This is a genomic window from Paenibacillus sp. FSL R10-2199, from assembly GCF_038000235.1.
In the GTDB taxonomy this organism is placed as follows: domain Bacteria; phylum Bacillota; class Bacilli; order Paenibacillales; family Paenibacillaceae; genus Paenibacillus_AQ; species Paenibacillus_AQ phytohabitans.
Window position 1 is genome coordinate 3,891,947 of sequence record NZ_JBBOBO010000001.1, and the last position, 19,013, is coordinate 3,910,959.

Sequence of the window (19,013 nt, forward strand, 5' to 3'; positions counted from 1 at the left end):
GGATTTAGCATGTCGGTGATTGAAAGAGAAGTACAAGAGGTTAAGTCGGGTTGGAGAAGTTTTACTAAGGGTACATGGGCTAAGAAGGTTGACGTTAATAACTTTATTGCCAAGAACATCAAGCCTTATGAAGGAAATGAAGAATTCCTGGTAGGTCCTACCAGCAACACCACTGAACTGTGGAAGATTATCTCCCAGCTTAGCAAGGAAGAAAGAGAAAGAGGCGGCGTATGGGATGTATCCCTCGATACTGTCTCCACGATCACTTCCCACAATCCAGGCTACATCGACAAGGACAAGGAACAAATTGTCGGCGTTCAGACTGATGCTCCTTTCAGACGTTCCATTCAACCGTTCGGCGGTATCAAAATGATGATCGACGCTACTAAAGCTTATGGCTTCGAGCTTCCGCAAAATATCGTTGACATGTTCACGAACATCCGCAAAACGCATAACCAAGGCGTATTTGATGCATATACACCAGACATGAGAGCTGTGCGTAAATCCGGCGTAATTACAGGTCTTCCTGATGCTTATGGCCGCGGACGTATCATCGGCGACTATCGCCGTATTGCCCTGTATGGTATTGATTTCCTGATTAAAGACAAGAAGCAACAATTGACTGAGCTTGAAGTGGATTCCATGACAGAAGAAGTGATTCGTCTGCGTGAAGAGCTGTCCGAGCAAATGCGTGCTCTGGGCGAACTGAAACAAATGGCTGCTGCTCATGGTCTTGATATCTCCAAACCAGCTAATAACTTCAAAGAAGCTACTCAATGGGTATACTTCGGTTATCTGGCTGCAGTTAAAGAGCAAAATGGTGCGGCAATGTCCCTCGGACGCGTATCCTCTTTCCTTGATATCTATGTACAACGTGATTTCGAAGAAGGTACTCTTACTGAAGAGCAAGCACAAGAAATCGTTGACCATTTCGTAATGAAACTGCGTATCGTGAAATTCCTGCGTACGCCTGACTATAATGATCTGTTCTCCGGCGACCCTACTTGGGTAACTGAATCCATCGGTGGTATGGCTGAAGACGGAACAACACGCGTAACTAAGAACAGCTTCCGTTTCCTGCATACCCTGTACAACCTGGGTCCTGCACCAGAGCCGAACCTGACCGTACTGTGGTCCGAAAAGCTGCCTGAAGGCTTCAAAAAATATTGTGCTAAGGTTTCCATCGAAACCAGTGCGATCCAATATGAGAACGATGATGTAATGCGTCCATACTGGGGTGAAGATTACGCAATTGCCTGCTGCGTATCCCCAATGCGTATCGGTAAACAAATGCAGTTCTTCGGTGCCCGTGCCAACCTGGCAAAAGCCCTGTTGTATGCAATCAACGGCGGTAAGGATGAAAAATCCGGCGCTCAGGTAGGTCCTGAATATCCGGCGATCACTTCCGAATACCTTGATTACGACGAAGTAATGAAACGCTTCAAACCAATGATGGAATGGCTGGCTAAGACTTATGTCAACACGCTGAACATCATTCACTACATGCATGACAAATATTCTTACGAACGTATCGAAATGGCACTGCATGACCGCGACATTCTGCGTACTATGGCTTGCGGTATTGCCGGTCTGTCCGTTGCTGCCGACTCCCTGAGCGCAATTAAATACGCTAAGGTTAAACCGATCCGCAACGAAGAAGGTATTGCTATCGACTTCGAAACTGAAGGTGAATTCCCTTGCTACGGTAACAACGACGACGCTGTTGACAACATCGCGGTTGAACTGGTTGAAACCTTCATGAGCATGATCCGTAAAAACAAAACTTACCGTGATGCTGTACCGACTCAATCGGTATTGACTATCACTTCGAACGTTGTTTATGGTAAGAAGACTGGTACTACTCCTGATGGACGTAAAAAAGGCGAACCGTTCGCACCTGGTGCTAACCCAATGCACGGACGCGACAAGAAGGGTGCACTTGCTTCCCTGAACTCTGTTGCTAAACTGCCTTACTCCGATGCACAGGATGGTATCTCCAACACATTCTCAATCGTTCCTAAGGCTCTGGGTAAAGACGAAGAATCCCGTAAGTCCAACCTGGTATTCATGATGGACGGATACTTCCACAACAACGCTCAGCACTTGAATGTTAACGTATTTAACCGTGAGCAGCTGATTGATGCAATGGATCACCCTGAGAACTACCCACAATTGACCATTCGCGTATCCGGCTATGCAGTTAACTTCATCAAGCTGACCCGCGAACAACAGTTGGATGTTATCAACCGTACGTTCCACGATTCCATGTAAGATTTGTTCTTACAGATCAAGAATTAAAATAAATCAAAGAGCTGCCGCCCTTGCAAGAGGGCGGTACACTCTTGTTTAAAAGTAATTAAAATTTTAAGCTTTTTGAAAGGATGACATCTCATGCTTAAAGGACATATCCACTCCTTAGAAACTTTTGGAACGGTGGATGGCCCGGGTATCCGCTTCGTGCTTTTTATGCAGGGCTGCCTACTTAAGTGTCAGTATTGCCACAACCCGGATACCTGGGGATTGAATGAAGGCAAGGAAATGACCGTTGAAGAAGTGCTGGCGGAAATTGAACCTTACCTGAATTATTATAAAACATCCGGCGGCGGTCTTACCGTATCCGGCGGGGAACCCACGCTGCAGGCGCATTTCGTCAAACAGCTGTTCACCGAAGTGAAGAAACGCTGGAATTTGCATACTACGCTTGATACTAACGGCTATAATGATGGTTCGAAAATCAGCGACTTGCTGGATGTTACCGATCTTGTACTGCTGGATCTGAAGCATATCGATGATGAAGCTCATATTAAGCTGACTGGCAAATCCAACGACCGTACCTTAAAGCTTGCCCGCTGGTTGTCAGATAATAACCGTAAAATGTGGATTCGCCACGTATACGTTCCCGGCATTCATAATAAGGAAGAGGATCTGCAGAATCTCGGCCGGTTCATTGGCACCCTTAATGGAGTAGAGAAGTTCGAAATCCTGCCTTATCATGTAATGGGGATTTATAAATGGAAAGAGCTTGGCCGTCCCTACGAGCTTGAAGGGGTGGAGTCACCGGACGAAGAAGAAGTGCAGCGTGCATACCGGCTGATTGAAGAGGGCCGTAAACAGTCTGCTCTGGTATAAATTCATACACAATATATAACGTAAGCGGAGCTTCCAATCTGAGGAGTTTCGCTTTTTTGATGTACGGTGAAATGAGTTCAACATACATAGTAAAGTGTGAAATTGATGAAAATGCAAATTGTATGTATAAGTAATCTGACGCAAGAAAATAGAAAAATACCTCTTTTCAAGTTGTCGTGTAATGAAATATAACTCATTTATGTCACTAAATACAACTGAATTCGCTTACATTAGAGTATTTTATCCCTATTGTAGATGAATCTTAACCTTACGATTACAATCAGGGTTTTCTATAATAAGAGTTGTAAGGGAAACAATTAAATAGGGAGGGTCACCCGTAATGAGAAAAAGCTTAACTATGCTGTTGTCCCTGATGTTCGTTACCTCAGCGCTGCTGACAGGTTGTGGAGGCAACAATAACAATGCTGCTGCAACGGAAGAACCGGCTGCAACGAATGAGGCCGCTGCAACCAATGCTGCCGCAACCGAAGAACCGGTTAGTGCTGAACCTTTTGAAATGACGGTCCGTCATACTCAGGTAGGTGCAGATAAACAGAAACGTCTGGCGATCCTGGAGGATGTAGTCGGCAAGGTACAGGAAGAAGTACCGGGACTAACCTTCAAGCTGGATGGAGTAGATTCGGATGTAAACCGTAAAGAGAAGCTGCGCGGGGAAATGGCGGCCGGTAATCCGCCGGAGATCTTCGACCTGTTCGGCAGTCCGGATTCCAAGATCTATGCCAAAGAAGGTAAGCTGCTCGATCTGACCCCGATCCTAGATGAACTAGGCATTAAAGACAAATTCTCCAATCTGGATCCATTTACTTACGAAGGAAAAATCTACGGCCTGCCAATCGGCGGCTCAGGTGAAGGGTTCTTCTACAATAAAGAATACTATGACAGCAAGGGCTGGAAGGCTCCGGCCACCTTCGCTGAGCTGGAACAGCAGCTGGCTGATATCAAAGCAGACGGCAAAGTGCCGCTTGCCGGTGCTTCCAAGGCTGGCTGGGTACCACTCATGCTCGCCAACCATCTCTGGTCACGTTATGCCGGACCGGATGTTACAGCGAAGTTCGCTACTGGCGAAGCTAAGTGGAATGATCCTAATGTAGTCAAAGGCTTTGCGAAATACAAGGAATGGGTAGACAAAGGCTACTTCAAGAAAGGCGAGCTCGGCTTCGAGTATGCTGAATATACAACCCAGTTCACCAGTGGTGAAGCGATCCTGATGTATGACGGCACATGGAAGTCCTCTGTATTCAAAGCCGGACAATCCGGTGAAGGTCTGATCGGTAAAGTCGGTTTCTTCAACATTCCGGCGGTAGACGGCGGAGTGGGTGATCAGACGGCACTCATGCGTGATGTGAACAACGGCTATGGCTTCTCGGCATCTGCAGGTGAAGATGAACGTCAACTCGCTGCAGTGAAATCATTCATTAAGAATATGTTCAATGAAGAAATGCAGCTGCGCGGTCTGGTGGAAGATGGCGTGCTGCCGGCTATGAAGATTGATCAGGCGGTACTGACTGAGAATATCACCGATGATCTGATGAGTGAGATTGTAGCAGTACTCAACAGCTCCCAGTCCTCCTTCCCGGCATTTGACTCTCTGGTGCAGGCAGATGTGACTACCGAGATCAGTAATATCCAGATTCAAAGCCTGATTGGCGGACAGACCACTCCTGAGAAGATGGGCGATGCGCTGCAGAAAATTCAGGAAGAAGCCAACGCAGCAGTAGAATAAGAGGCGGTAAATTGAATGTACCCTGGTGCTTGCTCCAGGGTGCATTTTTAAAGTGAGAGATGTCTAAGCAATTTGGAGGTAGTCATGAATAAGGCACTAAGAAATCCTCTGGTGTTCATTCTGTTCGTTATACCGGCACTGGTTCTGTTCATTATGTTCTTCATTTACCCCATTTTCAGTTCACTCTACTATAGCTTCACCAGCTGGAACGGTGTATCCGATACAGTGAAATACGCCGGACTGGACAACTTCAAAAAAGCCCTGGGGGATGAACGCTTCTGGGTTTCTGTTAAAAATAACGGCTGGTTCATTCTGTTCTCCGTATGCATTCAGGTGCCGCTGATTGTCTTCTTCTCCTTATTAATCGCTAATGTGAAGAAGCTGAAGGGCCTTTACAAGACAGCAGTATTCATGCCATCCATTATGTCTACTGCAGTTATCGGTATTCTGTGGGGCTTCATTTATGAGCCGAATATCGGCTTGTTCAACAAAGTGCTCGGCCTTGTCGGCATTGAGCCTGTCTACTGGCTATCAGATGAGCGGTTCGCCATGCTGTCAATTCTTATAACGAATGCCTGGCAATGGACCGGATTCTACATTGTAATGGTGCTGGCGGCCATTCTCTCCATCCCCGGTGAACTGGATGAGGCTGCGGCCATCGACGGCGCTACGGGCTTCCAGCGCGCTACACGCATCACTTTGCCGCTGATTGTACCCATTATCTCGGTAGTAATCATGCTCTCTATTGCCGGAGCGATGAAGGCCGCAGATATCGTCATTGTTATGACCAAAGGCGGCCCGGCAGGTTCAACTGAGGTTATGGCCACCTATATGATTAAATATGCGATCACCAATTTCAAATATGGGTACGGCAATACCATTGCAATTCTGATCTTTATGTTCACGCTCGTGGTTACAGCTCTCTATCAGCTGCTGTTTGCCCGTCGTAATGAAAGGATTGAATACTGATGCCGCGCCTCAAGAAAAGCTTACCTCACGTTGCCCTGCTGGGATACCTGATCGTTGTACTCTTTCCGTTTCTCTTTGTCCTGTTCTCCTCGGTGAAGAAGGATAACAATGCGATCGCCCTGAATCCGTTCGGGATTCCGAAGACATTCGAATTCTCGAACTACGTTGAAGCATGGGTGAACGCCAAGATCAGCACATACTTTTTTAACAGCTTATATATTTCGATCCTGTCATCGGTGGTATCCATTCTGTTGGCTTCTATGTTTGCCTTCGCGGTTACGCGGATGCGCCAGGGAAAATGGAACAAGATTCTGTTCTCGCTGGTCCTGATCGGCATGCTGATTCCGAACAATGCACTGATGCTGCCTATTTACACGATTGTCCGCAAGCTTCATATTCTCAATACACACTGGGCACTGATAATTCCCTATATCGCCAATGCAATTCCATTCACGATTATTATCCTGGCAGCATTCATGCGCTCACTTCCCAGTGAAATTGAAGAGGCGGCGGTCATGGATGGCTTGAAGGCTCCGGGTATCTTTGCTAGAATTATTGTACCTTTGACAGTTCCGGCCATGGTTACAGTCTTCATTGTTAATTTCCTGGGAAATTGGAACGAGTTCCTGCTGGCTAACTATTTCCTCTCTAATGACGAGCTGCGCACGCTTCCGGTGGGCATGGTTCAATTCCGTGATCAATATCAGATGAACTACGCGCAAATGTCGGCGGGTATTGTCTATAGCGTGGTTCCGGTCATCGTCATTTATGCTATTTTGCAGGAGAAGATTATTGAAGGCGTAACGGCAGGCAGTGTAAAAGGATAACCCTATTCATGTCAGGAGCATGGGCCGATGAATTTGCGCTACAAATTATTTACGGCATTTCTGGGCCTGATTATCATTCCCTTATTCATTCTTGGCATGATTATGTTCTTCGTTACTTATAATTCGATAGAGAAGAAGTACAGCCAGCAGTCCGAATATTCACTTAAGGCGATCAGTTACAGCATTTCGAATGTGTTTAAGGATATGGACAATGTGACAGACAACGGAATTGCCACCTCGGTCTTTCATATGGCACTCAGCGCGGATGATCCCTCCAAACAGGATTTGACCGATGCCGAGCAGCTCAGCCTGAACGCCAGCCAGCGCAATTTCCGTAGTCTGCTCTATAATCATCCGTCGATCAGCTATGCCTTTCTCTATAATTTTAATGGAAAAGGCAGCTCGGAGATCGTATCGGTCTTTAACAAAGAAAATTTCCGCACTCTCCCCTACGACAAGTTCAAAGGGAGCGATCTCTACCAGGAGGTTATGAAGCTTAACGGGGTTCCGAAATGGCTGGCACCGCATGAGTATCCCGAACTGACGGGGACGGAGGCTGTGTTTACGCAGATCCGGCTGGTTAAGGAGCTCAGCTTTTTTCAGAACATCGGCATCCTGGTAGTCCAGATCAAGAACTGGGAGTTCGAATCCATATTCCGCAACCTCAAGATCGGGGACAGCAGCCAGAAGGTATCCTTTATGCTGGTCAACGATGACGGGATGATCCTGCTTGACCCGGACAGGCAGCTGGACGGACAGGATTTCCGTGACTTTACTACGAAGGATATTACCTTTAAGCCGGGCTTCCAGAGCTACAGAACACAGTTTGACGGCGAAAAGAGCATTCTGTCAGTCTACCACCTGAAGGGCTATCCCTGGAGCCTGGTTTCTGTGACCTCCTGGGGCTCGCTGTCCCGTGAAGTAACTGTGTTTGCCCGCTGGTTTGTGGTGGTTATGTTTCTGTGCCTGCTCGGTGCAGTGATCTTCAATCTGTTCTTCATGAACCGGATTACAGGGGGGATTGCTGTGATCGTCCGCTTCATGCGCCGGGTGGAGGATGGAGACCTGACAACCCGGGTCGAGGAGAAGGGCAGTGACGAAATGACGCTGCTCGCCAGAGGCTTCAATGACCTCATGGACAAAATCAATTCATTATTCAACAGGATCAATGAAGAGCAGCGGCGCAAAAATCAGGCGGAAATGCGCGTGCTGCAGGCGCAGATCAAACCGCATTTTCTGTTCAATACGCTGGAATCCATCAATGTGCTGGCTGTGCAGAATGAAGGGCGCAAGGTCAGTGAGATGGTCTACAGGCTGGCCAGTATTCTGCGGATCAGTATCCAGGACAGGGATGAAATAACGCTGGAAGAAGAGGTTAAGCATCTGCGCAACTATCTGGATATTCAGAAATTCCGGTTCGAGGACTTGTTCGATTACGAGCTTGAGGTTCCGGAGGAGCTGCTGGGCTGCGGGATTCTGAAGCTTACGCTGCAGCCGCTGGTTGAGAACAGCATTCAGCATGGCTTTGAAGGGATCAGCTACAAAGGTCTGGTAAGCGTTAAGGTCTGGGAAGAACGGGGGAATCTGATTCTGCGGATTCAGGATAACGGGATCGGCATGACTCCGTCCCAGCTGTCCATGTTTCAGTATATGGTTAATGATCCGGCGGAGCAGAAGCCTGAAGGCAAAGCGCAACACGGAATTCATCTGGAACGGAGGGGGCTTGGCGTTCGCAGTGTAGCTGACCGAATCCGTATAGAATACGGAGGCAGATATGGGATTTTCATCTGTGCGAGTTCTGGCGAAGGAACAATTATCCAGTGCGTCATACCTAAATACGGGCAGGGGGAAGATCATTATGCTAAAGGTATTATTGGTTGACGATGAGGCGCCTATCCTGAACAATCTCAACAAAGTGCTGCCTTGGCATGACATGGGGATGGAGGTTACGGGGATGGCCCGCAGCGGAATGGAAGCTCTGCGTATCGCTGAAGAGGAGACGCCCGATCTGGTGCTGTGTGACATCCGTATGCCGGTCATGGACGGACTTACATTCATCGGCAAGCTGCGTGAGATGGGGCTGGAGAGTGAGGTGCTGTTGCTAAGCGGCTATCAGGAGTTTGATTATGCGCGCGAGGCCATCCGCCTTGGTGTGAAGGAATATATCTGCAAGCCGATACATTATGAGGAGCTTGGCAACAAGGTGCGGGAGATCGGAGCTCGGATCCGCAGCAAACAGTACAAGGATAAACTGTATAACAGTATTCCCTTGTTTCAGGAGATGCCTGTACCCGAGGATTCCGCCAAAAAAACACCGGATCAATTGATGAGCCAGGCGGCGAATTATATTACTGAGCGGCTGAGCTATGACCTTGGCATTGAAGAGGTGGCGAACCGGATCGGCATCAGCAGCAGCTATTTCTGCCTGCTCTTCAAGAACCGCTTCGCGATGACCTTCGTGGAGTATGTAACGTTGCAGAGGATTGAAGCCGCCAAATTCATGCTGGCCAGCAGCGACAAAAGCATTACTGCGATCAGCTCGGGAGTGGGTTATCAGGAGCGGCGTTATTTCACCAAGGTATTCCAGAAACAGACGGGGATGTCTCCTAAGGAATACCGCGATAAACACAAGGCTGCCGAAGCCCGCTAAGGGTAAGGGTAAAGGGAAGCCGGAGATTATATCCTGTCTGGTACAATAACTGAATTCAATGCTGCTTGTTCTGGCGGTGTACACCAAGATTGTCCCGGGATGGGGATGATCTTTTTTTGTGAAAATGGATTTCTAATAGAAATAAATGGATAATCTTTGATTTTTCTTTACACTGAATGAAACTTTTCGGAGTTGCCTGCGTCTAATACTATGTTTTGTAAAATGAACGTGGCAAATAATTCTACCGTCCTGTAAAGAGCGGTTGCGTTTTTGCGGGGAATATAAGGTGAAGAAAGAAAGATAACGCCTTATACACTACAATTGGGAGCAGAAGGAGTCGTACAATGAATTTGAAAAAAATGATCTTAGTGGCAGTATTGGCCGTTTCACAAACCGCAGCAGCGGTTCCGGCCTTTGCAATTCCTGCCAGCACACAAAGTATCACAGGCAATGTTGCCGCAGCGGTGAATACCACGCAGACGGTTGTAACACAGGAGGAGCCCTCGGCTACAGATCCATTGCCTCCATTAGTAACTGAGGCGCCTGCAGGTACAGTTACGCCAACACCAACACCGATCCCGGCAGCAACAGCAGTTCCTGCAGCGACAGCAGTTCCGGTAGTGCCGGCAGCAACACCAACACCACTTCCGGCAGTAACCCAGGCTCCTGTTGATGGTGTTGTACCAACAGATGCGGCTGTTCCAACGGCAACTCCGCTTCCTGGCAGTACTCAAGTGTTGCAGCCGACAACTGCAGGTCTGACCACTTCCGCCACTGGCGGCGGCCAGCTCATCCTGATGATGAACAGTAACAAAATGTACAGAAACGGTACACCGTATACTGCCAACCAGCCGATGGCTGTCAAGAACGGGGTCTCGTATGTATCGATCCGTGCAATGGTGGAAATGGTCGGAGTAAGCTATACCTACGACTACAAAACCAAGGAAGTTATCGTTACTAAAGGCACCAGTATTATGCGCTTCAAGACCGACAGTAAGATCTATACGGTAAATGGCGCCAAGAATACTATGAAAGGCCCGGCCTACCAGTTCAAAGGCACCTTCATGGTTCCTTTAACCTCCATTACCTATGCGCTGAATATTCCTTATACGGTGGACAATGTGCAGAAGCGTGTCATTCTTACGCTGAACACGAAGCCGACAGCATCCTTTACAGTCCAACCAACTGAGATTTATGCAGGTCAAACGACTGTGAATTATGTTACTTCGTATTCTTCACCGAATGGTACGCCGATGGCTGAAGAACAATGGGGCGGCAACAAACTGGATATGTACGATCAGCCGGGATTCTATACCGTAACTTATTCTGTGCGTGATGCGAATAATTTGTGGAGTGATCCTTACTCTGTAACGATCCAGGTGCTGCAGCCAAATCAGCCGCCTGTGGCCCAGTTCACGACTGATAAAGATGAATACAAAATGGGTGAGCCGGTAATTCTGACAGATACCAGCTATGACCCTGAGTATGAAGAATTAACGACCACCTGGAGCAACCGTGGCCTGGCCTATTTCAACCCCGGTCCTACGTCCATCCAGCTGACAGTAACTGATAAGCATGGTCTTAGCAGCACTTTTGAGAAGACCATTAACATTACAAGCGAACAACTGTATACCCAGGATGAAGTAGCGAAGCTGTTCACTATTCCAGGGGATGTTCTGACGTTTGACGGTGGATTGATCCCGGGACTTCCTAACCTGCCGTACAATCTTTCATCTGACAGTTATACGCTGATCCGCAGTAACAGCCCTGAAACGGTTAATACAGAGGGTGTGCTGTACCGCGAGACTTCCGTAGGGAAGACACGTTTCCTGGTACACCATATGAACAATATGACTACACGACAGAAGCTGTATGTGATCGCCACGAACAACGGCATATATCCGGCGACGATTTCGACCGAATACTCAGGTATTGCCGGTCCGGTAACTTCTCCGGAATATACAGGCAGAATTTCGATTCAGAAATACTACAATTCCATGATTACAGGTTCAAGTGCATCCCAAATCGTCCTGCAGCCGGGACAAAGTGTGCCAATCCTGACAGATCTGAACAAGATTGCCATGAAACCGAAAGAGGTGCTCTCACTCAGCGCCGATCTGATTAGCGATTATCCTATTCTATATAATGTGGTAATGGTTGAGCAGACTAAAGATCCGGTAGCTGTGCTGCCGACACTGCCAATTCTTGACCGCGACGGTGTGCATAACCGGGGAACGTATCCGGATTCAACACGCATCATCAACGTGACTGATGTTGTAGGCACAACGCAATCCAAGCTGATCCTGGGGGATAATAAAAATGACCTCAATCTGATTGGTATTGATCCGATGACTGGAACAGAGGCTTCTAATTCCGGCAACTTCGGTGTACTGTACAAAATCGTTCTGGACCGTGTGGCAGCGAACACACTGATCACCTTCAACCCGCGTGGAGGTAATTATCTGGGTTCGTTACTGGTGAACGGAACGATTGTGAATCTGCCGAACAAGGGAAGCTTGTCCAGCTCGGACATGAATGCAGTAGTCTTCCGTACCGGCGAATATGAAGGTCCGGTCGATATTACCTTCTCCGTAGCATCCGGCAGCAATCTGCCTGTAAACTTTGTGTTTACTCCGCTTCCGGCCAAAAAATAAATATAACTTCAATGCAAATGCAAACGGCAGCGTTCCTGAGGGGACAGCTGCCGTTTTTTTTAGTGTGAAATCATGGAATATAAGCTTCTGCTTTGCGGCGTTATTTTGCGCTATGCACCCGCAGGAATGTGGAGAAGGCTGCAGGACAGGCACACTTCATTGACGGGGCAGTACTTTTGGGGCATTATAAAGAGAGTGCAATACAAACGACCTATGTTATGGGAGATGAGCGAATGCTGTCGACAGAACAAATACTGGAAGCCATGTCGGGGCAGGGACTGCGAATCACCGATCAGCGCAAAACGCTTGCCAGGTTATTCGGCGAGAATACGGGGTATTTGTCTGCGAAGGATGTATATGAGCATATGGGCCGCAAATACAGCGGACTCAGCTTCGATACGGTCTACCGCAACCTGCGTGTCATGGAGGAGCTTGGTGTGCTGGAGCAGATTGTCTTTGAAGACGGCGTCAAATTCAAAGCAAGCTGCAGTCAGGACCACCATCATCATCATATGATTTGTCTTCAGTGTATGAAGACTTACCCGATTCATTTCTGTCCGATGAATTTAACAGATACACCGGATCAATTCCGGGTGGTCAAGCATAAATTTGAGGTGTTCGGTTACTGCAAAGACTGTGAACAGGGCCGCGAAGAAGAGTCCGTCGTAGCTGCTCACGGCAAAGAAGGCCGCTGAATATGGCTACCTTAAGAAGAACGGTCCAGGCTCCAATCCGGGTCTACCGCAGGTTCATATCGCCGCTTAAGCCGGCAACCTGCCGGTTCTATCCGACTTGTTCAGCCTATGCGCTTGAAGCTATTGAGGTCCATGGACCGCTGAAGGGTTCATGGCTGGCTGCAAGGCGGATCGCCCGCTGCCATCCCTTTCATCCGGGAGGGCTGGACCCGGTGCCGCCGCGCAAAGAGCAATCACCAGGAGATAAGCCTGTTCATACGACTTGACATGAGCCGCTGTGATGGGTATATTTTGAATAATAAGCAATATTCCGAGGAACGGATGAGTAAATGTGGACAACCATTACAGAGAGCCGGGGCTGCTGGAAGCCGGTATGGGATGCCAGATTGAATATGGTCCGGGAGGAACTGTGTTCGAGCGGGAGCCTTATAGTTGCGGCTTGCGTAAGATAACGGCGTGTTCCAGCGTTAATGGACAGTTCCGCAAGGGACTGGCGAAGCCTGTGCTCTGTGAGGAGCCGGGGAACTTTGGGTGGTATCGCGTGAGTTTACTCTCGCCCCATATAGGGGCGGGAGTTTTTTGTTATTTAAGAATTTATAAGTTTTGGGGCCCCCGCAAAGTACCTGAGTAAGCGTCGAAATTAAAGCATCACTTATGGGGCTATTTTGTGTCAAAATGAGAAGGTATAACGAAGGGATGACAACGTAAATGAGTGAGAACAAAACCTTTTATTTAACTACGCCGATCTATTATCCGAGCGATAAGCTGCATATCGGACATGCGTATTCAACGGTGGCCGGTGATGCGATGGCCCGCTACAAGCGTCTGCGTGGCTATGAGGTCCGTTATCTGACTGGAACGGATGAGCATGGGCAGAAGATCGAAGAGAAGGCCGGCAAGGCCGGTAAGACCCCTCAGGAGTTCGTTGACGGAATTGTCGTAGGCATTAAGGATCTGTGGCGCAAGCTGGATATCTCCAATGATGATTTCATCCGTACCACCGAGGAGCGTCACAAGAAAGTGGTGGCGGATATTTTTGACCGCCTGCTGAAGCAGGGCGACATCTACAAAGGGGAATACGAAGGCTGGTACTGTATTTCGGATGAGACCTTCTACACCGAGACACAGCTGGTGGATATTGAACGGGATGCTGACGGCAATATTACCGGCGGCAAAAGTCCGGACAGCGGACATCCGGTTGAACTGGTCAAGGAAGAAAGCTACTTCTTCCGCATGAGCAAGTATGCCGACCGCCTGCTGCAGTTCTACGAAGAGAATCCGGAATTCATCCTGCCGGAATCGCGCAAGAATGAGATGATTAACAACTTTATCAAGCCGGGCCTTGAGGATCTGGCCGTATCCCGTACGACCTTTGACTGGGGCGTTAAGGTAAAGGGCGATGAGAAGCATGTAGTGTACGTATGGATTGATGCACTTACCAACTACATTACGGCTCTCGGTTATGGCTCGGAAGACCGCAGCCTGTATGATAAGTTCTGGCCTGCGGATGTGCACATTGTCGGTAAGGAGATTGTCCGTTTCCACACGATCTACTGGCCGATCATTCTGATGGCGCTCGGTGAACCGCTGCCGAAAAAGGTGTTCGCGCACGGCTGGCTGCTGATGAAGGACGGCAAAATGTCCAAATCCAAAGGCAATGTCGTTGATCCGGTTACTTTAATCGACCGCTATGGTCTGGATGCCCTGCGTTATTATCTGCTGCGCGAAGTTCCGTTCGGTTCGGATGGAACCTTCACACCGGAGAGCTTCGTGGACCGCGTCAACTATGATCTGGCCAACGACCTGGGCAATCTGCTGAACCGGACCGGGGCGATGGTAGAGAAATATTTCGCCGGTGAGCTTCCTGCTTATGCAGGCCAGGTAACGGCATTTGACGGGGAACTGGAATCGGTAGTGCAGAGCACCTATGTCAAAGTCGAAGAAGCGATGGAGAAAATGGAATTCTCCGTAGCCCTGACCGCGATTGGCACCCTGATCAGCCGTACGAATAAATATATCGATGAAACCCAGCCATGGGTACTGGCTAAGGATGAGAGCAGAACCGGCGAGCTGGCTTCGGTGATGAGACATCTGGTCGAAGGACTGCGCACGGCGTCCATCCTGCTGCAGCCGTTCCTGACCGGTGCTCCCGCGAAGATATGGGAGCAGCTGGGCATTCAGCCGGGCGAGCTGACCACCTGGGAGAGCGGCAAATCATTCGGCCTGATTCCAGCGGGAACCAAGCTGGTGAAGGGCGACCCGATCTTCCCGCGCCTGGACGTGGCGCAGGAGGTGGCGTACATCGCCGAAGCGATGGGAGCCGGCAAGCCTGCAGAAGCAGCTGCGGAAGCTGCGCCTGCAGGGGCTGCAGTGACGCCGGATGCGGCAACTGCCGATCCGGAGGAAGAGGAGCATAAGGAAGAAATCGGCATCGACGATTTCGCCAAAGCAGAGCTGCGCGTAGCCCAGGTCATCGCCTGCGAGCCGGTGAAGAAGGCGGACAAGCTGCTGAAGCTGCAGCTCGATCTTGGATACGAGCAGCGCCAGGTCGTATCCGGCATTGCCAAGTTCTACACACCGGAAGAGCTGGTGGGACGCAAGGTGATCTGTATCGTGAACCTGAAGCCGGTGAAGCTGCGTGGCGAGTTGTCGCAGGGTATGATCCTGGCAGCCTCCAAGGGCGACCAGTTGACGATCGCCACCGTGCCGGACAGCATGCCTAACGGAGCTATTGTGAAATAAGACAAGCTGCATAGTTGAATGATATGAACGATCCCCGTGTGCCTTAATGCAGCGGGGATTGTTTTAGTGTAAATAGAGAATATACGTTATTAGGTGCTGGTCTTAAGGATAAGCGGCTTCAGTCTAATTATCGGGAGGCTGGCTGGAAGATCAGAGTTGACTTATCGTAACGATTACTATTATAATTCTCATAGTAAATTTTACGATTTAAGGGGTCGATAGAGAAATGTTATATAAAAGCTTGCACAAAGGGCTTTTGCTTGTTGTTACCATACTGCTGCTAATGATGCTTGCCGCATGCGGTTCTAAGAGCAGCGGAAGTATCATCGAGGGAAAAGTGAATGTCATCACTACTTTTTATCCTATATATGAATTTGCCAGTGAAATCGGCGGGGAAGATATCAACGCGATCAATCTGCTTCCGGTGGGGGTAGAGCCGCATGACTGGACGCCGCGCAGCCAGGATATTATTAATACCTCGAAGGCACAGCTGTTCCTGTATAATGGAGCAGGACTGGAGGGCTGGGTGCCCAATTTCCTCAAAAGCCTCGACAGTGACAGTGAAGCCAAGGCTGTAGAAGTCAGCCAAGGGGTTGATTTGATTATGACCGACGAGGAAGACGGTCATGATCATGGTCATGAGGAGGAGGAAGCAGAACACAGTGATAGCCTGCACACGGACCCGCACACCTGGGTAAGTCCGAAGTCGGCGCTCGTGATGGCGAAGAACATCAAGGAAAGCCTGCAGTCCGTTGATCCTGAGCATTCCGCAGGTTATGAAGAACGGTACCAGAAGCTGGTTGAACGCTTGAGTGCGCTCGACAGCAAGTTTACCGAGGAACTGGGCAAGCTGCCGAATAAAGAGATCGTAGTCTCTCATCAGGCCTTCTCATATCTGGCGCGTGATTACGGTCTGTCACAGCACGCTATTATGGGGCTGTCACCGGATGCCGAACCAAGGGGACAGGATCTGCTTGATCTGGCGGCATTGGTCAAAGAAGAGGGCATCCGATACATTTTCTTCGAAGAACTGGTATCCGACAAGCTGGCTAAGACACTGGCTGGTGAAACAGGCGTGTCCACGATGGTGCTGAATCCGGTAGAGGGTCTGACTGAAGCCCAGGAGAAGAATGGCGACAACTATTTCACACTAATGGAGAAAAATTTGCAAAATCTCATTCTGGCTTTACAATAATAAGGAAAGTATAAGTTGAAAGGTGGTACTTCACATGCAACCGGTATCCCTGGACTGCCATCAGCATATGATCGAAATACAGGATTTGTCCTTCTCCTATGGCGAACAGAAGGTAATCTCCAATCTGGATTATACAGTGAAAGAACGCGATTTCCTGGGCATCATTGGCTCCAACGGCGCCGGCAAGACTACGCTGCTCAAGATGATTGTCGGTCTGCTGCCTGCTACCAGCGGGGAGATCAAATTATTCGGCCAGCCGGTCCGGAAGTTCAAGGACTGGGAACGGATCGGTTATGTTCCGCAGAAGAATGCCTTCAATCCGCTGTTCCCGGCTACCGTGCGTGAGGTAGTATTGTCAGGCCTGTACAATAACAAGAATCTGATCCGCCGCGTATCCAAAGCCCAGCACCGCCAGTGTGAGGATGCGCTAGAAGTGATGCGGATTCAGGATATCGCGGAGAAAAGAGTCGGCCAGCTGTCCGGCGGCCAGCAGCAGCGGGTCTTCCTGGCCCGCGCCCTGATCAACCATCCGGATCTGCTGATCCTCGATGAGCCTACCGTCGGTATTGATGCCGAGACTCAGGCCGGATTCTTCGACCTGATCATGCATATGCATGCCCATCACCACATGACTTTCCTGATGGTGTCGCATGACATCGATATGATTAAGAACTATCTCGGCAACGAGCCGGTGCAGAAGAACGGCAAGATCAATTTCTATTGCCGCCATTCTCATGATGTTCAGGACTGCGTTGTCGATAACCTGCAGCATACACTCTCTTGAAAAAGGGAGCGCAGAGGTGTTTCAGACATTCTGCAAAATCAGCTTCTCAAGCTAGCATCCTAAAGATAGCTGTATTTCGTACAGTTATTTTTAGATTATAGGCGCGGATTTAAGCTATAACTGTAGTTTGTACACTTATATTTGCGGAAAACAGGCGATAATCCGCTTACCCCTCTTTATAATTGTATGAAATACACTTATTTTCCTGATCTGGTTCTAAATAAGACAAATAGTTGTACAAAGTACATTTAAACGGCTTGATTCCAACGGACAAGGCTCTTCTGCCCTGCTCTTAGTTGTCCCCTGGGTCGTCCATTGTACAACATCGGACGGCCTTCGCTCTTATCTTTTGAACTTGATTTTGACTTGAATGCGTAATTAAATCCCGCCAAATGTTAAGCATATCCCGCAGGGAGGCAAAGCGGTCCTACCTCAACGTCCCCAAGCAGCGAAAGTCTGCTGTCCCACGCCAATTGCACTTAAACGGGTGTCCAGAGGGCAGAGCCCTTGGGGCCCTCCCTTGGAAGGGAGGGTTTGGGTGGGATCGAAAGGTTTGGGATCGAAAAGGTTTGGGATCGAAAAGGTTTGGGATCGAAAAGGTTTGGGATCGAAAAGGTTTAGGATCGAAAGGTTTGGGATCGAAAAGGTTTGGGATCGAAAAGGTTTGGATCTAAAAGGTTTTTGATCGAAAAGGTTTTGATCTAAAGTCTCGAAAAGGTTTGATCATAAAAGGAGAAAAATATCTTGGAAATTCTATTTAGTGATTTTTTCCAGCGGGCGCTGGCCGGCGGGCTGATGATTGGGATTACCGCGCCGCTGATAGGCGTGTTCCTGGTGCTGCGGCGCCTGTCGATGATCGGAGACACGCTGGCCCATGTGACCATCGCCGGGGTAGCGCTTGGCTTCCTGACGGGCTTCTACCCGCTTGGAGCGGGGCTGATCTTTGCCGTAGTGGCCTCGTTTGCGATTGAGAAGCTGCGCAAGGCATACAAAAGCTACGCCGAACTCTCCATTGCCATCATCATGTCGGGCGGGGTGGCGCTGGCTTCGCTTTTTTTCACCCTGGGCAAAGGCTATAATGCGGATGTGATGAGTTACCTGTTCGGCAGTATTTACACGCTGAATAACACCGATCTGATTGTAGTAGGTATCGTTACCATTGCGGTTGTGGTTGTAGTTTCGCTGTTCTTCAAAGAGTTCTTCCTGCTCAGCTTTGAGGAGGATGCGGCCAGTGTCAGCGGACTGCCGGTGAAGCTGCTTAATATGCTGATAACCGTGTTGACCGCGCTTGTAATCAGTACGGCGATCAAAATTGTCGGCTCACTGCTGGTATCTGCACTCCTGACCATTCCTGTGGCGATCAGTTTGCTGCTGTCCCGAAGCTTCAAGTCTTCAGTCATTCTGTCCGTAATTATTGCTGAGATCGCTGTAGTCGGCGGACTTGTCATTGCCGGTGTGTGGAATCTGGCTCCCGGAGCCACGATTGTTCTGCTCCTGATTGCACTGCTGACACTAACACTCATCGGCAAAAAAGGGCTGCCAGCCTAAACCTAAAGCTCCCAGCGGCCTAAACTACATATGCTTGAATACTGCCTTCGTGAACTGAACCCGAGTAGGGAAGGAG

The 19,013-nt window shown here is 49.1% G+C and carries 14 protein-coding genes; all 14 read left to right on the forward strand.

From position 1 onward, the window contains the following. Window positions 1–9: 9 nt before the first annotated feature. The 14 genes from pflB (at window position 10) to NYE33_RS16680 (ending at window position 18,937) form a co-directional block, all read left to right on the forward strand. A complete protein-coding gene (pflB, locus tag NYE33_RS16615; protein ID WP_039295439.1) occupies window positions 10–2,271 on the forward strand; it encodes a formate C-acetyltransferase in 2,262 nt (753 codons plus the stop codon). Between the two features lie 120 nt (window positions 2,272–2,391). Continuing rightward, on the forward strand, window positions 2,392–3,129 hold the full coding sequence (gene pflA / locus NYE33_RS16620) for a pyruvate formate-lyase-activating protein (RefSeq protein ID WP_039295441.1): 738 nt from the start codon (window positions 2,392–2,394) through the stop codon (window positions 3,127–3,129). A gap of 340 nt (window positions 3,130–3,469) precedes the next feature. Further along, complete coding sequence (locus NYE33_RS16625) at window positions 3,470–4,873, forward strand: ABC transporter substrate-binding protein (RefSeq protein WP_042138759.1); 1,404 nt, start codon at window positions 3,470–3,472, stop codon at window positions 4,871–4,873. 84 nt (window positions 4,874–4,957) lie between these two features. After that, window positions 4,958–5,842, forward strand: a complete 885-nt coding sequence (locus tag NYE33_RS16630; RefSeq protein WP_042138758.1) for a carbohydrate ABC transporter permease — start codon at window positions 4,958–4,960, stop codon at window positions 5,840–5,842. Continuing rightward, window positions 5,842–6,669, forward strand: coding sequence for a carbohydrate ABC transporter permease (locus tag NYE33_RS16635; RefSeq protein ID WP_039295446.1), 828 nt, complete (start codon window positions 5,842–5,844; stop codon window positions 6,667–6,669). The genes NYE33_RS16630 and NYE33_RS16635 overlap by 1 nt, the downstream gene beginning before the upstream one ends. A gap of 27 nt (window positions 6,670–6,696) precedes the next feature. Then, window positions 6,697–8,550 (forward strand): cache domain-containing sensor histidine kinase, encoded by a 1,854-nt coding sequence (locus NYE33_RS16640; protein WP_341066714.1) that lies wholly within the window; start codon window positions 6,697–6,699, stop codon window positions 8,548–8,550. Next, window positions 8,528–9,319, forward strand: coding sequence for a response regulator transcription factor (locus tag NYE33_RS16645; protein WP_076245640.1), 792 nt, complete (start codon window positions 8,528–8,530; stop codon window positions 9,317–9,319). Before NYE33_RS16640 ends, NYE33_RS16645 begins: the two co-directional genes overlap by 23 nt. A gap of 344 nt (window positions 9,320–9,663) precedes the next feature. Beyond that, window positions 9,664–11,973 (forward strand): copper amine oxidase N-terminal domain-containing protein, encoded by a 2,310-nt coding sequence (locus NYE33_RS16650; protein ID WP_341066717.1) that lies wholly within the window; start codon window positions 9,664–9,666, stop codon window positions 11,971–11,973. 233 nt (window positions 11,974–12,206) lie between these two features. Beyond that, window positions 12,207–12,668 (forward strand): Fur family transcriptional regulator, encoded by a 462-nt coding sequence (locus tag NYE33_RS16655; protein ID WP_076245636.1) that lies wholly within the window; start codon window positions 12,207–12,209, stop codon window positions 12,666–12,668. Between the two features lie 2 nt (window positions 12,669–12,670). Further along, on the forward strand, window positions 12,671–12,934 hold the full coding sequence (gene yidD, locus NYE33_RS16660; protein WP_039295456.1) for a membrane protein insertion efficiency factor YidD: 264 nt from the start codon (window positions 12,671–12,673) through the stop codon (window positions 12,932–12,934). A gap of 442 nt (window positions 12,935–13,376) precedes the next feature. Next, window positions 13,377–15,410, forward strand: a complete 2,034-nt coding sequence (metG, locus tag NYE33_RS16665; RefSeq protein WP_336102326.1) for a methionine--tRNA ligase — start codon at window positions 13,377–13,379, stop codon at window positions 15,408–15,410. 226 nt (window positions 15,411–15,636) lie between these two features. Next, window positions 15,637–16,605, forward strand: coding sequence for a metal ABC transporter solute-binding protein, Zn/Mn family (locus NYE33_RS16670; RefSeq protein ID WP_336102327.1), 969 nt, complete (start codon window positions 15,637–15,639; stop codon window positions 16,603–16,605). 34 nt (window positions 16,606–16,639) lie between these two features. Then, entirely contained in the window at window positions 16,640–17,389 is a 750-nt protein-coding gene (locus NYE33_RS16675; RefSeq protein WP_042138751.1) for a metal ABC transporter ATP-binding protein, read from the forward strand. A gap of 744 nt (window positions 17,390–18,133) precedes the next feature. Beyond that, window positions 18,134–18,937, forward strand: a complete 804-nt coding sequence (locus NYE33_RS16680; RefSeq protein WP_042138749.1) for a metal ABC transporter permease — start codon at window positions 18,134–18,136, stop codon at window positions 18,935–18,937. Window positions 18,938–19,013 lie beyond the last annotated feature (76 nt).

Excerpts from the sequence above, each read along its gene's own strand:
- pflB (WP_039295439.1), top strand. The coding sequence starts at position 10 with ATGTCGGTGATTGAAAGAGAAGTACAAGAGGTTAAGTCGGGTTGGAGA.
- pflA (WP_039295441.1), top strand. The coding sequence starts at position 2,392 with ATGCTTAAAGGACATATCCACTCCTTAGAAACTTTTGGAACGGTGGAT.
- NYE33_RS16625 (WP_042138759.1), top strand. The coding sequence starts at position 3,470 with ATGAGAAAAAGCTTAACTATGCTGTTGTCCCTGATGTTCGTTACCTCA.
- NYE33_RS16630 (WP_042138758.1), top strand. The coding sequence starts at position 4,958 with ATGAATAAGGCACTAAGAAATCCTCTGGTGTTCATTCTGTTCGTTATA.
- NYE33_RS16635 (WP_039295446.1), top strand. The coding sequence starts at position 5,842 with ATGCCGCGCCTCAAGAAAAGCTTACCTCACGTTGCCCTGCTGGGATAC.
- NYE33_RS16640 (WP_341066714.1), top strand. The coding sequence starts at position 6,697 with ATGAATTTGCGCTACAAATTATTTACGGCATTTCTGGGCCTGATTATC.
- NYE33_RS16645 (WP_076245640.1), top strand. The coding sequence starts at position 8,528 with ATGCTAAAGGTATTATTGGTTGACGATGAGGCGCCTATCCTGAACAAT.
- NYE33_RS16650 (WP_341066717.1), top strand. The coding sequence starts at position 9,664 with ATGAATTTGAAAAAAATGATCTTAGTGGCAGTATTGGCCGTTTCACAA.
- NYE33_RS16655 (WP_076245636.1), top strand. The coding sequence starts at position 12,207 with ATGCTGTCGACAGAACAAATACTGGAAGCCATGTCGGGGCAGGGACTG.
- yidD (WP_039295456.1), top strand. The coding sequence starts at position 12,671 with ATGGCTACCTTAAGAAGAACGGTCCAGGCTCCAATCCGGGTCTACCGC.
- metG (WP_336102326.1), top strand. The coding sequence starts at position 13,377 with ATGAGTGAGAACAAAACCTTTTATTTAACTACGCCGATCTATTATCCG.
- NYE33_RS16670 (WP_336102327.1), top strand. The coding sequence starts at position 15,637 with ATGTTATATAAAAGCTTGCACAAAGGGCTTTTGCTTGTTGTTACCATA.
- NYE33_RS16675 (WP_042138751.1), top strand. The coding sequence starts at position 16,640 with ATGCAACCGGTATCCCTGGACTGCCATCAGCATATGATCGAAATACAG.